14 protein-coding genes are annotated in these 14,763 nt (G+C 57.8%); 1 reads left to right on the top strand and 13 read right to left on the bottom strand.

What is annotated here, in order from left to right:
- Positions 1–145: 145 nt before the first annotated feature.
- The 13 genes from lipA to leuS form a co-directional block, all read right to left on the bottom strand.
- Positions 146–1,111 carry a lipoyl synthase gene (lipA, locus tag FCN80_RS14020; protein ID WP_136990778.1) on the bottom strand — a complete coding sequence of 322 codons (966 nt, stop codon included), beginning with the start codon at positions 1,109–1,111 and terminating at the stop codon, positions 146–148.
- Between the two features lie 85 nt (positions 1,112–1,196).
- Positions 1,197–1,898, bottom strand: a complete 702-nt coding sequence (lipB, locus tag FCN80_RS14015; RefSeq protein WP_136990777.1) for a lipoyl(octanoyl) transferase LipB — start codon at positions 1,896–1,898, stop codon at positions 1,197–1,199.
- Positions 1,899–1,910: 12 nt separating this feature from the next.
- Positions 1,911–2,174 (bottom strand): DUF493 family protein YbeD, encoded by a 264-nt coding sequence (gene ybeD, locus FCN80_RS14010; RefSeq protein ID WP_136990776.1) that lies wholly within the window; start codon positions 2,172–2,174, stop codon positions 1,911–1,913.
- 364 nt (positions 2,175–2,538) lie between these two features.
- A complete protein-coding gene (dacA, locus tag FCN80_RS14005; protein WP_136990775.1) occupies positions 2,539–3,738 on the bottom strand; it encodes a D-alanyl-D-alanine carboxypeptidase DacA in 1,200 nt (399 codons plus the stop codon).
- A 190-nt stretch (positions 3,739–3,928) separates the two neighbouring features.
- Positions 3,929–5,098 (bottom strand): endolytic peptidoglycan transglycosylase RlpA, encoded by a 1,170-nt coding sequence (gene rlpA, locus FCN80_RS14000; protein ID WP_136990774.1) that lies wholly within the window; start codon positions 5,096–5,098, stop codon positions 3,929–3,931.
- 9 nt (positions 5,099–5,107) lie between these two features.
- Positions 5,108–6,220 carry a peptidoglycan glycosyltransferase MrdB gene (mrdB, locus tag FCN80_RS13995; RefSeq protein ID WP_136990773.1) on the bottom strand — a complete coding sequence of 371 codons (1,113 nt, stop codon included), beginning with the start codon at positions 6,218–6,220 and terminating at the stop codon, positions 5,108–5,110.
- Between the two features lie 2 nt (positions 6,221–6,222).
- Entirely contained in the window at positions 6,223–8,127 is a 1,905-nt protein-coding gene (gene mrdA, locus FCN80_RS13990; RefSeq protein WP_136990772.1) for a peptidoglycan DD-transpeptidase MrdA, read from the bottom strand.
- A 37-nt stretch (positions 8,128–8,164) separates the two neighbouring features.
- Positions 8,165–8,635: a 23S rRNA (pseudouridine(1915)-N(3))-methyltransferase RlmH gene (gene rlmH, locus FCN80_RS13985; protein ID WP_136990771.1), complete on the bottom strand. Its 471-nt coding sequence runs from the start codon at positions 8,633–8,635 to the stop codon at positions 8,165–8,167.
- Positions 8,636–8,638: 3 nt separating this feature from the next.
- Positions 8,639–8,956 carry a ribosome silencing factor gene (gene rsfS, locus FCN80_RS13980; RefSeq protein ID WP_136990770.1) on the bottom strand — a complete coding sequence of 106 codons (318 nt, stop codon included), beginning with the start codon at positions 8,954–8,956 and terminating at the stop codon, positions 8,639–8,641.
- 129 nt (positions 8,957–9,085) lie between these two features.
- Complete coding sequence (gene nadD / locus FCN80_RS13975) at positions 9,086–9,751, bottom strand: nicotinate-nucleotide adenylyltransferase (protein ID WP_136990769.1); 666 nt, start codon at positions 9,749–9,751, stop codon at positions 9,086–9,088.
- On the bottom strand, positions 9,744–10,775 hold the full coding sequence (gene holA, locus FCN80_RS13970) for a DNA polymerase III subunit delta (protein WP_136990768.1): 1,032 nt from the start codon (positions 10,773–10,775) through the stop codon (positions 9,744–9,746). The genes nadD and holA overlap by 8 nt, the downstream gene beginning before the upstream one ends.
- Positions 10,772–11,362 carry an LPS assembly lipoprotein LptE gene (gene lptE, locus FCN80_RS13965; protein ID WP_136990767.1) on the bottom strand — a complete coding sequence of 197 codons (591 nt, stop codon included), beginning with the start codon at positions 11,360–11,362 and terminating at the stop codon, positions 10,772–10,774. The genes holA and lptE overlap by 4 nt, the downstream gene beginning before the upstream one ends.
- 14 nt (positions 11,363–11,376) lie before the next feature.
- Positions 11,377–13,959 carry a leucine--tRNA ligase gene (gene leuS / locus FCN80_RS13960; protein WP_136990766.1) on the bottom strand — a complete coding sequence of 861 codons (2,583 nt, stop codon included), beginning with the start codon at positions 13,957–13,959 and terminating at the stop codon, positions 11,377–11,379.
- 285 nt (positions 13,960–14,244) lie between these two features.
- Here leuS and FCN80_RS13955 point away from each other — a divergent pair, with 285 nt between their 5' ends.
- Positions 14,245–14,721 (top strand): zinc ribbon-containing protein, encoded by a 477-nt coding sequence (locus FCN80_RS13955; RefSeq protein WP_136990765.1) that lies wholly within the window; start codon positions 14,245–14,247, stop codon positions 14,719–14,721.
- The last annotated feature ends 42 nt before the right edge of the window (positions 14,722–14,763 follow it).

The following is a 14,763-nucleotide window of genomic DNA, read 5'->3' as shown; positions in this document are numbered from 1 at the left end:
CAGGGTTGCGACTCAACAGGGCGAAACTGCGTTTCCCCAGCAAATAGGATGGCGCCGGAAGCCATCCTTTTTTATTGAATTGATAATATTGACATCGCAAGCTCGATGTATGGCAAAACAGGATCCTGTTTTGGCAAAGGCACGGTTATTTCACCTCAATGCCTTTCGCCTGTAAATCCGCATGATACGATGAGCGGACGAACGGGCCGCAAGCCGCGTGGGTAAAGCCCATGGCCAGCGCTTCGCCTTTCATGTCGTCAAACTCCTGGGGACTGACATAGCGTTTGACCGCCAGATGATGGCGACTGGGCTGCAAATACTGGCCAAGGGTCAGCATGGTCACGCCATGGCGGCGTAAATCGCGCATGACATCAATGATCTCTTCGTTGGTTTCACCCAGTCCCACCATCAGCCCCGATTTGGTCGGCAGATTCGGGTTGGCTTCCTTAAAGCGTTCCAGAAGCTTTAGCGACCAATGGTAATCGGCGCCGGGACGTACCTGGCGGTATAACCGCGGCACATTTTCCAGATTGTGATTGAACACGTCCGGCGGGGACGCGTTAATGATCTCCAGCGCGCGATCCATTCTGCCGCGGAAATCCGGTACCAGGGTTTCAATTCTGATGGAGGGGTTTTTCCCCCGAATGGCGCGGATGCAATCGGCAAAGTGTTGTGCGCCGCCATCGCGCAAATCGTCACGGTCCACCGATGTGACCACCACATAACGCAATCCCATCTCCGCAATGGTTTGAGCCAGTTTTTCCGGTTCATTGGCATCGGGCGCCAGGGGACGTCCATGGGCCACATCGCAGAAGGGGCAACGGCGGGTACAAATGGCGCCCAGGATCATGAAGGTGGCGGTGCCATGGTTGAAACATTCCGCCAGGTTCGGGCACGAGGCTTCCTCACAGACCGAATGCAGACCGTTTTTGCGCATTGCGGCTTTGATGCCCTGAATACGGGTGGAATCCGACGGCAATCTAATGCGCATCCATTCCGGTTTGCGCAAAACCTCCTGACGTTCCACAGCCACGGTCTTAACTGGAATTAACGCCATTTTATCGGCGTCGCGATACTTCACGCCGCGTTCCATGTGTATCGGTTTAGTCATAATCGTGCGGGTCCCGTCCCAAAAATATAGGTTTGAACAGCCTGTTATCCAGTTGTTCAACTATTTTTGATAAATCTTTAAAAAATTATAACATAGTTGTCTGGCAAGGGGCATCCCCCTCGGTTGGCCTGGCGAAATACTCCCCCTGCCATGGCTGACGTTCGATCGGCGGCTGGCCCAGTAAAGCCACGAGCGACGCCACCAGAACCGGCGCGACATCCTCTACACGCGTGCCTGGCACATGTTCGCTGACCTGGGTCATTCGCAGTCCGGCGTAGCCGCACGGATTAATCCGTGAGAACGGCGACAAATCCATGGCGATATTCAGCGCCAGTCCGTGAAACGAGCAGCCCTTACGGATGCGCAGACCCAGCGAACAAATTTTGTCATCGCCCACATAGACGCCCGGCGCGTCGGCGCGGGGATGGGCGACGATGGCGAAACGGGCGAGCGTCGCCACTACCGTGTCTTCCAGCAGGCTGACCAGTGGTCTGACGCCCAGCTTGCGCCGCTTCAAATCAAGCAGGACATACATGACCTGCTGTCCGGGACCGTGAAAGGTGACTTGGCCGCCACGATCGCTTTGAATTACCGGGATGGTTCCGGGATTAAGAATATGTTCCGCTTTGCCGGCCTGGCCCTGGGTAAATACTTGGGGATGTTGCACCAGCCAGATCTCGTCAGCGGTATTCCGGTCCCGGCGATCGGTAAAGTCATGCATGGCCTGCGAGACGATAGCGTAGGGTTGCAGCCCCAATTGGCGGACGATGATTTTATCCTGTGGCACCGACGGCTCCCGTTACAGTACCATACGGACCCTATCGATATTGCCCAGCTCTTCATAGAGCTTTTCCACTTGCTCGATATGGGTTGCGGTAATGGTAATGGAAATAGAATGATAGTTTCCCTTGCTGCTGGGTTTGACCTCGGGGGTATAATCGCCCGGCGCATGACGTTGCACCACTTCGACCACATCATCGACGAGCTCAGGCCGCGCGATACCCATCACTTTATAGGTAAAGGGACAAGGAAATTCGAGCAGTTCATTCAGTTTGGTTTTCATTGACGCTCCGGATAGCCAGACTGTTCCGGCAAGACCAGCGGATCATGAAGCCGGAACAGAAATAGGGCACTTCCGCCAAAGCGGGAGTGTGAATGAATGGATCTACATTTGCCATCATTCCCGTTATGGCGCGGCGGCAAACAACGCAAACCCCGGCCGCCGGGTTAGCCATGCCCACGGGGATGTGGGAAACAGGCTGCCTTTTATCGGGGGCTGAACACATCGGTTTGCGGCGAAACGTCGCCGTCTTGCCGCCGCGATACGAATTGATTGACAAAGATTATAGCGTCACGGCCGCGACCCTGACAAGGGATGCTTCCCTCGTCAAGGCTTGGCGTCGGTGCGGCCGACGGGATAAAACCGTTTAACCAAACCATTTATGGAACATCAGTTTGACGTAATCGATCATTCTGCTGAAGAAATTGCCTTCTTTGACTTCTTGCAGCACCACCAGGGGCCGTTGATCGATGGTTTTGCCGTCCAACTGGAAATTAATCGTTCCCACCTGTTGATTCAATGCCAGGGGCGCCTGCAATTCCCGTGTATTGAGAGTATAGCTGGCCTTGAGATCTTTCCTGCGCCCGCGGGGTATGGTGAGATAGGTGTCTTTGTCCACACCCAGCTTGACGGTGTCGCTATCGCCAAACCAGACCGGTTCAGTGGCGAACTCTTTACCGGCTTCAAGCGGTTCCACGGTTTCAAAAAAGCGAAACCCCCAGGTCAGCAGTTTGCGGGTCTCGTTTTCACGGCCCTTTTCCGAGTGACCGCCCAGCACCGCGGAGACCAGCCGCATCGGCCCATCCGTCGCCGAGGCGACCAAGTTGAAGCCGGCGGACTCGGTATGTCCGGTCTTAATCCCGTCCACGTGCAGATTGGTGTCCCATAACAATCCGTTACGATTAAGCTGTTTGATGTTGTTATAGGTAAATTCTTTTTCTTTGTAGGTGGCGTACTCGTCCGGCACATCGCGAATCAAAGCTTCGCCGATAAGCGCCATATCGCGGGCGCTGCTGAATTGCCCTGGCGCATCAAGGCCATGTACCGTTTCAAAATGGGTATTCTTCAGACCCAGGGCCTTGACGTAATTGTTCATCAGAGCGACGAAGGCATCCTGGCTGCCGGCGACATAATCGGCCATGGCCACGCAGGCGTCATTGCCCGATTGCAAAATAATGCCGTGATTCAATTGTGAAACCGTCACCCGATCGCCTGGTTTTAGAAACATCAGCGACGACCCTTTGAACACCGGATTACCGGTCGCCCAGGCATCCTTATGCACGGTAACCACGTCATTAAGGGAGATCTTGCCTGCCTTGATGGCCTGGCCTATGACATAACTGGTCATCATTTTGGTCAGGCTGGCAGGGTCACGGCGGCTATCAGCGTTTTGCTCGGCCAGCACCTTGCCGGAATTGTAATCCATCAGGATGTAGGATTCGGCATCGATTTGCGGCACGCTCGGAATCATGGTTTTAAGATTGACGTCGTCGGCTTGGGCATGCGCCAGCGGAATCAGCGTGACGGCAATGCCAAACGCCACGCGCCTGAGGACAAGGTGGGTCATTTCTCTATTCATGTCAGGACAATAGCATCCGTGGAGGTGAGTTGAAAACGTGCCACACTATAGCAGATGTCATTCACTGCGGCATTAGCCAATCGGCCTGGCGGCGGGGGAGAACCTTTTAATAATGTTTCCAATGTTTCCGCGCGGCCGAACGGCGTGACGACTCCGCCGATTCGGCCGGCACCGGCCGTTACATTCCCGTCGCGGTGGTGATAAAAGATTGCTGCCGCCCTTCGCTGGACAACCGCTGCTGCAGTCCGGCGGCTTGTTGCCGGTTAGGGAACGGCCCTAACTGGACGCGGTAGAGATTACCGTTGGAGGTGACCCTGCCCGGTACGCCGAAGCGTTGGGACAGGCTTTTTTGCCAACGTATCGCCCGTTGCCGGTCGGCCAGCGCGCCTACCTGTACGACGTAACGGCCGCTGGCCGCCGCGGCGCGCGGCGCGACCGTCGCCGACGCTACGGCAGGCGGCGTGGCGGCGCCATGTGTGGCGTTATAAGCGGATCCCGTTGCCGGGGAAGGGGATGACGCCGTGGCGGCATGATCGGATTCCAACACACCCGCCGGCAAAGCGGAAGGCGCGACGAGAAAACCGCCGCTGCCCGCGCCCGCCGCCGGCTGGCCGGGTTGCTGCGTTGTCGCGGTCGTGGTCTCAAGCCGGGTGTCGTTCGCCGGCATCGTGGTGGAGGGCGGGTTGGCGATCGGCATCGTTGTGGTGCCGACCCGGGTATCGTCCACCGGCATCGGCGAGGTGACGGCGGCGCCGGAACTCAGATTGGGGCGCGGCGGCAAGGCAAAGCTTTGTTTGGCCACCACGGTACCGACGGTGCCCGGACCGGAAAGGGTGCCATCCGGCGCCACCTGGATGAAATCCACGCGGACCGTGGTGTTGTTGGAAATGTTCAAGCGTTCGGCGGCGGCCTGGGAAAGATCGATGATGCGGCCTGGTGTATAGGGGCCGCGATCATTGACCCGCACCACCACTTGGCGGCCGTTGCTTAGGTTGGTTACCCGGACATAGCTGGGCAGCGGTAAGGTCGGGTGGGCGGCGGTAAGGGCCGTGGCGTCGAAAGGTTCGCCTGTGGCGGTGGTATTGCCGCGCTGTTCGGCGCCGTACCAGCTAGCCAGGCCCGTCTCACTGAAATTCTGCGGGTTCTTAACGATATGATAGGTTTTACCGTTAACCTCATAATCCTGGTTGGTATTGGGATTGTAGGGTTCGTAGCGCGGCTCGACGCCGGGAATCTCCACCACGGGGCCGTTATAGGCCGGCGCGGGGGTCGTCTGGGTCGTCTCGGTCGTCGTACAGGCCGTCAGCAGCAGCCCGATAATGCCGATCCAGTGCCATTGCTTACGCATTGCTCACCTCTATAGATTTTTGGACAACATTTTCCGATGAGTATGTATCGACATAACGATACCGAACCCGGCCATTAGCACAATGAGGGCGGACCCACCGTAACTTACCAGCGGTAGCGGCACCCCGACCACCGGCAGAATACCACTTACCATACCGATGTTCACAAACACGTAAACGAACAGGATAAGCATCAAACCGCCGGCCATCACCCGGCCGAAGGTGGTTTGCGCCTTGGCGGCAATCACCAGTCCACGCATGATTAGACAGATATACAAGCCTATCAGCACCAGCGCGCCGATAAGCCCTAACTCCTCGCCTAGCACCGCGAAGATGAAATCGGTATGGCGTTCGGGCAGGAACTCCAACTGGGACTGGGTGCCTTGCAGCCAGCCTTTGCCGGTTAGCCCGCCCGAACCGATGGCGATTTTCGATTGAATGATATGATAGCCCGCGCCGAGCGGGTCGCTTTCGGGGTCCAGCAGCATCATCACCCGCTCGCGCTGGTAATCGTGCATCAGAAAGAACCAGAGCACCGGAATAAAGGCCGCAATCAGTAACACCGCCAGTCCGATAAGCTTCCAGCTCATCCCGGACAGGAACAGCACAAACAGGCCCGAGGCGGCGATGAGTATGGCGGTGCCCAAATCGGGTTGAGCCGCAACCAGCAGAGTCGGCACGAAGATCAGCACCAAGGCGATGGCGGTGTTCTTTAATGAAGGTGGACAGCTATCGCGATTGATGAAGCGCGCCACCATCAGCGGCACGGCGATTTTGGCGATTTCCGACGGCTGAAAACGCACGACGCCCAGATCCAGCCAGCGCTGGGCGCCTTTGCTTATCTGTCCGAAGGCGTCCACCAGCATGAGCAATATCAGACTGAAGATATACAGATAGGGTGCCCAGGCCTCGTAAACCCGAGGCGGCACCTGGGCCAACCCCAGCATGATCAACATGCCCATCAGGATTTGGCCGATTTTCCTCTCCATCATGCCGACGTCTTGACCGCTGGCGCTCCACATGACAAAGGCGCTGTAGCCAAGCAGCAGGGTGATGATGACAAGAAACGGCAAATCGATGTGGAGCTTGGCCCAGAACGTGCCGTTTTGCTGATTATCGGTCATGATCAATCACCTTCGGAACCCGGCGGAGCGGGCGGCTCGGCCGGCAGATTGGTTTTATTGTCGCCCAACAGAATATGATCGAGTATCTGCCGGGTTATGGTGCCCACCGCGGGGCCGGCGCCGCCGTTTTCCAATACCACCACCACCGCCACCCTGGGATCATCATAAGGCGCGAAGGCGGTCATTAATTTATGATCGCGCAGGCGTTCCGGGATCTTGTGCACATTGTAGACTTCATTGGCCTTCAGGCCATAGACCTGGGCGGTGCCGGATTTGGCCGCCGCCTTGTAGGGCGTGCCGATGAAACTCTTGTGCGCGGTGCCGTTTGGCCGGTTGGCGACGCCGTACATCCCGTCTTTGGCAATCTCCCAATAACCGGAATGCGGATCGCCGATCTGGACGTGCTTGGTCTGGACATACGGCACCAGCTTGCCGTTTTCCCGCGTACTGTTCAGCAGATGTGGAATACGCACCGAACCGTCGTTGATAAGCGCCATCAACGCCTTGGTCATCTGTATCGGCGTGGCGGTCCAGTAACCCTGGCCGATGCCCACCGGAATGGTATCGCCTAAATACCAGGGCTTTTTGAAGCGTTTCATCTTCCATTCACGGCTGGGCATGACGCCGGTGCGTTCTTCCAACAGGTCGATGCCGGTCAACGAACCGTAGCCGAATTTGGGCAACCATTCCGACAACCGGTCTATGCCCATGTTATACGCGACCTGATAAAAAAAGGTGTCGGCCGATTCTTCGATGGCTTTGGTGACGTTGAGCTTGCCATGGCCCCATCTCAACCAGTCGCGATAGCGTTTCTCCGACCCCGGCAACTGCCACCAGCCCGGATCGAAAATAGTGTAGTTTTTCGTGATGGCGCCCGCCGTCAGCGCCGATACCGCGATATAGGGCTTGACGGTGGAGGCCGGCGGGTAAATACCCTGGGTGGCGCGATTGATAAGCGGCCGGTCCGGATCGTTCAGGAGGTTGCGGTAATCCTTCGAGGAAATCCCGTCCACAAACAGATTGGGATCATAGCTGGGATTGGAGACCATGGCGAGAATCCCGCCATTGCGCGGATCCGCCACCACCGCCGCCGCCCGGCTGCCGACCAGCAATTGTTCGATATATTGCTGCAAATGCAAATCCAGGGTGAGGTAAATGTCCTTGCCGGCCTGCGGCGGCTGCTCGTGTAATTGGCGAATGACGCGGCCGCGGTTGTTGACTTCCACTTCCTCGTAGCCGGTCTTGCCGTGCAGCACATTCTCGTAGTAGCGCTCGATGCCCAGCTTGCCGATATCGTTGGTGGCGGCGTAATTGGCCAAAAGGCCTTCTTTGTCCAGCCGTTCAACGTCTTTATCGTTGATTTTGGATACATAGCCGATGACATGGGTCAGGGCGGAACCGTAAGGATAATAGCGCTGCTGATAGCCCTTGACCTCCACGCCGGGAAACTTGAACTGGTTGACGGCGAAACGGGCCTGTTCCACGTCGGTCAGACCCACCTTGAGCGGCACGGGGGTAAAGCGGTGCGCGCGCTTGCGCTCTTTTTGGAAATTGGCGATGTCGTCGTCGGTCAAATCGACGATGGGCTTTAAGGCCTGAATGGTGGCCGCCAGGTTATCCACTTTTTCGGGCATCACCTCAAGCTGATAGATGGTACGGTTAAGCGCCAGCGGAATGCCGTTGCGATCATAGATAATGCCGCGGCTGGGCGCGATGGGCACCAGCTTGATCCGGTTCTCGTTGGACCGGGTCCGGTAATCCTCATAGCGGGTGATTTGCAAATGGTAAAGATTGGCAATCAGGACCCCGGTCAAAAGCAGGATCCCCAAAAATGCCACCAGCGCACGGCGGATGAACAGTGCCGACTCCGCAGAATAGTCGCGAAAGGGATTGTGATCGATTTTCATTCCGCGAGATTATTTCACATTGTCCGTTTTCATCGGTTTATTCCCGATGATAAGGATGATGGGTGGTAATGCTCCAGGCACGATAAAGGCTCTCCGCAACCAACACCCGAACCAGGGGGTGAGGCAAAGTTAACGGCGACAAGGACCAACTCTGTTCCGCGGCCGCCTTGCAGGCCGGCGCCAGCCCCTCGGGCCCGCCCACCAGCAGACTGACGTCGCGCCCGTCTTGTTTCCAGCGTTCCAACTGTTGCGCCAATACCGGGGTGTCCCAGCCAACGCCGGGAATGTCCAGCGTGACAATGCGGTTACCCTTTCCCGCCGCGGCCAGCATCAGCTCACCCTCTTTTTCCAGAATCCGGCCGATATCGGCATTTCTACCCCGTTTCCCGGCCGGAATTTCAGTCAGTTCAAACGGCATGTCTTTCGGGAAACGGCGCACATACTCATCGAACCCGGCTTGCACCCAGTCAGGCATTCGGGTGCCGACCGCGATCAACTGGAGTTTCACCCGTCAGCTCCAGAGCTTTTCCAGCGCGTAGAGCTGCCGGCTTTCGGCCTGCATAACGTGCACAATGACATCGCCCAAATCCACCACGATCCAGTCGGCCGTCTGATCGCCTTCGACGCCGAGCGGCGCCAGACCGGCGGTACGCGATTCCTGCACCACGTGATCGGCGATGGACATCACGTGCCGGCTGGACGTGCCGGTACAAATGACCATGCAATCGGTTATGCTGGATTTGCCGCGAACATCAAGGGAAATGATGTCCTGCCCTTTAAGATCGTCAATTTTATCAATAACAAAGTCTTTGAGCGTGTTACCTAGCAAAAGCTACCCTCCGGTATGTCGCGTGGGCATTGTCCCGCCGATTTCGCCGCGATCGGTTTCATGGCCGCCCGCAGCCAACAAAGAGGCAACGTGAAATAGAATCGGTATAGTCTAACATGGGCCGCCACACTAACGATATAAACCCTGTTCGTCAATATACCGTTGCACTGAAGGCGGTAACATATCATTACAGCGCTGCCCGCGGCGGCGGCGTTCACGGATAATCGAGGCTGAAATGGAATACTGCGGGGTGGACGCCAGATAGATAAGCCCGGCGGGTTGCCGGTGCAACCGGCCGGCATCGGTGGTCAGGCGCGCCTCCAGCCACGATTGCAGTTCCGGGGTATCCATTTTAGTCCCGTAGCCGGGGCGGGCGCAAACCAGTAAATGACACTTATCCAGCAATTCCAGTCCGCGGTGCCAGCGCGGCAGCGTCAATAGAGAATCCTGGCCGATGATAAACCCCAGCGGCGCGCTGCGTCCGCGTTCCTGGCGCAGTGTTTCGAAGGTGTCCACTGTCCAGGACGGGTCGTCCCGTTTCAGTTCGCGATCATCGATATCGAACAGCGCGCCGCCGATATCCTCCAGGGCCATTTCCACCATAGCCAGTCGCTGCTGCGCGCTGGCCTCCGGTTGGGGACGATGGGGCGGTACATTATTGGGCAGCAGAGTGACCCTTTGCAGACCGACCATTTTCGCCAGCGCTATGACGGGCTTAAGGTGGCCGTAATGGATCGGATCAAAGGTGCCGCCGAACAAGGCGGTTAAAGCGAGATCGGTGCCGGTGTCAGACATGAATGGATATTCCGGGCGTCAATTTACCACATAACATCAGGGTCAGGGCCTCCAGATCGGGCCAGACGGGCGCGCCATAATCCTGTTTGAGCGCCACTTCCGTGCGGGCCATCAACGCCACCGCGCCGTGCAGTTGCCTGGGGGAGAGGCGTTGCAACGCCTGGGTCAGCAGCGGCCGGCGGCTTTGCCAGACTTTATGCTGGTCCATAAGCGCCCGCAGCGACGTGCCGGCCGATTGTCTTTGCAGCATCAATAACAGCATCAGTTCCCTTTGCAGACTGCGCAGCAATATAACCGGCTCTTCTCCTTCCCGGCGCAATTGCCGCAAGATATGGCCGGCCCGTTTGCATTTGGCCGCCAGCACGGCGTCAACCCAGTGAAACGGCGTGAAATGCGCGGCGTCATTCACCGCCGATTCCACTCGCGGCAGCGTCAGCTTACCGTCTGGAAAGGTGAGCGACAGTCTTTCCAGTGATTGGGATAACGCTAACAGATTACCTTCGTAACAGTAGCAGAGCAATTGATTAGCCGCGTCGTCCAGGACCAGATGCATGGCGGCGGCGCGGGTCGCCACCCAGCGGGGAAGCTGAGCCCGTTCGGGCGTCATGCAACTTACCTGGACGGCGTCTTGACCCAGCGTCTTGTACCATGCGCTATTTTCCTGGGCCCGGCTCGGCCTGTTACCGCGCAGTATCAATAGCAAATCGGGATGAAGCAGAGCGGCCAACTGCGTCAGTTTTTCGCCGAGGGCGGCATTGACGCCGTTTTCCGGCAGCAGCAGCGTCAGGGTACGGCGACTGGCGAACAGGCTCATGGCCTGGCAATGGCCGAAAATCGCGTTCCAATCGGTGGACGGATCGAGGATCACGCTTAAATGCTCGGCAAAACCCGCCGCTTCCGCCTGGCGGCGGATGGCGTCCTGGCTTTCCTGCAATAACAGCGGATCATTGCCGAACAGAAAAAAACACGCGCGTAGGGTTTCTCGCAATTGCGCGCCGAGCTGCTCGGGGTAAAGCCGGATCATTCCACTACCTGGGGCGCCATGGCTTTTTGCGGCGCCAGGGCGGCGTTATTGCCCTGGCCGGCGTTTGACGCCATTTCGGCGGCATGCACCGCCAGCAGCCTGCGCACCAATTGCTGGGCGGCCTGCTCGCGCAATTCCTGACGGATGATATCCCCTTCGTTATCCTTGGCCAGCGCGGTCAGCGGGTTGTCGAAAAATGACCGGAATACCCGGACGTTGATGGGGTACAGGTCCTTGCCAGGGGTCAGCAGCGATGCCTGAACATCCAGCATCAACTGATACTCGGCGGTTTTGCCGTCCTGAAATACCGACACGGTTTCCTGACTTTCCGACGAATTGGTGATACGCAGGGAAGGAAGCAGCCGACTCTTCGGATCCGAATCCTTGACTATTTTCATATCATTGAGCCGCAGCTCTTCGCGCACGGCCCGGGTCAGTGGACCGTATTGATCGTAGCTGTTAAGGGTCAGTGTCTTTAGCTCCTGAGGCACGGCGGTATTTGCCGTGGAGCCGCGCAGATGAAAACCGCAACCCGCGGTAAGCAGCACCGCGAACCCCAGCAACAACGCTTTGTTACGATGTCGCACAACGCCTCCTTGTCTTAACCCACCACCAGGTTAAGTAATTTGCCGGGCACGTAAATCACTTTACGTACCGTGACGCCTTCGAGATATTTCGCCACCAGGTGTTCCCGGGCGGCGCGTTCGCGCACCAACGCCTCATCGGCATCGGCGGGCACGGTTATTTTACCGCGCAGTTTGCCGTTGACCTGGATAACAACCAGTTTGGCGTCTTCCACCATGGCGGCTTCATCGGCCACGGGCCAGGGCGCGTTATCAATATCGCCGTCGCCGCCGAGCGCCTGCCACAGGACAAAACAGGTATGGGGAGTAAAGGGATAAAGCATCCGCACCACCGCCAGCAGCGCTTCTTGCAGCAAGGCCCTGTCCTGGGGGTTGTCCTGGCCCAGGCGTTGCAGTTTGTTCATCAGTTCCATGATGGCGGCGATAGCGGTATTGAAGGTCTGGCGCCGACCGATATCGTCGGTGACTTTGGCAATGGTCTTATGCAGATCGCGCCGCAGATCTTTTTGCGCATCGGTCAGACCATTGAGATCCAGCGGGCCCGCCGGCCCCTGCGAGGTATGATCAAACACCAGCTTCCAGACCCGTTTCAGAAAACGGTTGGCGCCTTCCACGCCGGACTCCTGCCATTCCAGCGTCATTTCCGCCGGCGAGGCGAACATCATGAACAACCGCACGGTATCCGCGCCGTATTTCTCCACCATCACTTGCGGATCGATGCCGTTGTTCTTGGATTTGGACATCTTGCTCATGCCGGCATAAACCAGCGAGTGGCCGGCGCTGTCGGTGGCTTTAACGATGCGGCCTTTTTCGTCCCGCTCCACATCGACATCCACCGGCGAGACCCAGATGCGTTCGCCATTATCGCCGGTGTAGTAAAATGCGTCCGCCAGCACCATGCCCTGACAGAGCAATCGCTTGGCGGGCTCGTCGGAATTGACCAGGCCCGCGTCGCGCAACAGTTTATGATAAAACCGGAAATACATCAGATGCATAATGGCGTGTTCGATGCCGCCAATGTATTGGTCCACCGGCAGCCAGTAATTGGCGGCGGCCGGGTCCAGCATGCCGCTGTCGAAATGCGGGCAGGTATAGCGGGCATAATACCAGGACGATTCCATAAAGGTGTCGAAGGTATCGGTTTCGCGCAGGGCCGGGCGCCCGTCCACCCGGGTTTTGGCCCAATTGGCATCGGCCTTGATGGGACTCACGATGCCATCCATCGCCACATCTTCCGGCAACAGCACCGGCAATTGGTCATCGGGGGTGGGGATGACCGTGCCGTCCTCCAGCGTCACCATGGGAATCGGCGCGCCCCAATAACGCTGACGCGACACACCCCAATCCCGTAGACGATAGTTGATTTTACGCTCGCCGACGCCCGCGGCCACCAGCTTGTCGGCGATGGCGTTGAACGCGTCGCCGAACGCCAGACCGTCGAATTCGCCGGAATTGAACAATACGCCTTTTTCAGTCATGGCCTGAGCGCTGAGATCCGGTTGGCTACCGTCGGCGGCCAAAATGACCGGTTTTATGGGTAAACCGTATTTTGCGGCGAATTCCCAGTCGCGCTGATCATGGCCGGGCACCGCCATGACCGCGCCGGTGCCGTAATCCATCAGGACGAAATTGGCGACCCACACCGGCACCCGCTCGCCGTTCAGGGGATGGATGGCGAAAAGACCGGTCGGCACGCCCTTTTTCTCCATGGTCGCCATATCGGCTTCGGCGACCTTGGTATTGCGGCACTCGTCGATAAAATCGGCCAGGGCAGGATTGGTCGCGGCGGCGCGCAGGGACAAGGGATGCCCGGCGGCGATGGCGACATACGTCACGCCCATAAAGGTATCCGGCCGGGTCGTGTATACCCTCAGCTTTTCATCGCCGCCTTCCACGACGAAACTGATTTCCACGCCCTCGGAGCGGCCGATCCAGTTGCGCTGCATGGTTTTCACCTGCTCCGGCCAGCTTTCCAGCTTATCCAGATCGTAAAGCAACTGATCGGCGTAGGCGGTGATCTTGACGAACCATTGGGGAATTTCTTTGCGCTCCACCTTGGTATCGCAACGCCAGCAGCAGCCGTCAATGACCTGTTCGTTGGCCAGCACCGTCTGATCATGGGGACACCAGTTCACCGCCGATGTTTTTTTATAGACCAGGCCTTTTTCATACAAACGGGTGAAGAACCATTGTTCCCACTTATAGTATTCCGGCCGGCAGGTGGTGACCTCACGGTCCCAGTCGTAGCCGAATCCCAGCGATTTGAGCTGGGCTTTCATATAAGCGATATTGTTATAGGTCCAGGGTGCCGGCGCGGTATTGTTTTTTACCGCCGCGCCTTCGGCCGGCAGACCGAAAGCGTCCCAACCGATAGGCTGCAATACGTTTTTGCCCAGCATGCGCTGATAACGGGAAATGACGTCGCCGATGGTGTAGTTGCGCACATGCCCCATATGTAAACGGCCTGAGGGGTATGGCAGCATGGACAGGCAGTAATATTTTTCCTTGCTGTCGTCTTCGGTAACGTGGAAAGTGCGGTGTTCATGCCAGTGAAGCTGGACGTGGGGTTCAATCTCTTCCGGGCGATATTGCTCTTGCATGGCAGCCAGTGGTCCTATGGTGAAATACAGCGACGCCCGTGTTCAATGCGGACGTTTATAACTATGAGATCCGCATAGCATAGCTGATAAGCGGCGGCGGCAACAACACCCGCCGCAGTCCGGAGCGGTATTTCTGCCCACGCCGGCGATTCGCGGCCGAAATATTTTGCTTTTGCGGGCCGGATTAACCTCCTGACATGCGGCCATGGACTAGAATTATCAGTATGTTAGTCAAGGCTGTCCGGACGGCGGCAACGTCCGGGGCGCGGATATCGGGAGAACATCATGGACAAGGTCACAGCGCACTATCGCACATTACTGGCCTCCCTCGGTCGGCGGATCGAGCAAGGCGAACGGGATATCGACGCGCTGGTGGACGAGGCCCACCGGCGCCTGCTGGCCGGCGGGGAACTGACGCCGGCGGAAGCGGACAGCGTCACCCGTTCGGTACGGCGCGATATTCGGGAATTCGCCCGCAGCTACGATGAAAGCCGGGCGGACGATGGCGACAGCGTATTTACCCGGATCATCAAAGAAAGCCTCTGGCAGGAACTGGCGGATATCACGGATAAGACCCAGTTGGAATGGCGGGAAATTTTCAAGGATGTCGCCCACCATGGGGTTTACTCCAGCGGCGAGGTGGTGGGGCTGGGCAATCTGGTGTGCGAACGCTGCCACCACGCCATCGCATTCTATACGCCGGAAGTGCTGCCGCTTTGCCCGCATTGCGGCTTCGATCAGTTTCAGCGTCGGCCATTCTGACCCGGCTTCGGCCTGCCCCTGGACGGGGCAAGGCCATTGCCC

The organism is Martelella alba (assembly GCF_005217455.1).
In the GTDB taxonomy this organism is placed as follows: Bacteria; Pseudomonadota; Gammaproteobacteria; order Enterobacterales; family Enterobacteriaceae; genus Acerihabitans.
The sequence above is the reverse complement of the archived record's forward strand: the minus strand, read 5'-3'. Positions and strand labels throughout refer to the sequence as shown.

Bases quoted from the DNA above. Each gene is read 5' to 3' on its own strand.
- leuS (WP_136990766.1), bottom strand. From the start codon at position 13,959: ATGCAAGAGCAATATCGCCCGGAAGAGATTGAACCCCACGTCCAGCTT.
- rlpA (WP_136990774.1), bottom strand. From the start codon at position 5,098: ATGCGTAAGCAATGGCACTGGATCGGCATTATCGGGCTGCTGCTGACG.
- mrdA (WP_136990772.1), bottom strand. From the start codon at position 8,127: ATGAAAATCGATCACAATCCCTTTCGCGACTATTCTGCGGAGTCGGCA.
- holA (WP_136990768.1), bottom strand. From the start codon at position 10,775: ATGATCCGGCTTTACCCCGAGCAGCTCGGCGCGCAATTGCGAGAAACC.
- dacA (WP_136990775.1), bottom strand. From the start codon at position 3,738: ATGACCCACCTTGTCCTCAGGCGCGTGGCGTTTGGCATTGCCGTCACG.
- lipA (WP_136990778.1), bottom strand. From the start codon at position 1,111: ATGACTAAACCGATACACATGGAACGCGGCGTGAAGTATCGCGACGCC.
- nadD (WP_136990769.1), bottom strand. From the start codon at position 9,751: ATGTCTGACACCGGCACCGATCTCGCTTTAACCGCCTTGTTCGGCGGC.
- FCN80_RS13955 (WP_136990765.1), top strand. From the start codon at position 14,245: ATGGACAAGGTCACAGCGCACTATCGCACATTACTGGCCTCCCTCGGT.
- ybeD (WP_136990776.1), bottom strand. From the start codon at position 2,174: ATGAAAACCAAACTGAATGAACTGCTCGAATTTCCTTGTCCCTTTACC.
- mrdB (WP_136990773.1), bottom strand. From the start codon at position 6,220: ATGACCGATAATCAGCAAAACGGCACGTTCTGGGCCAAGCTCCACATC.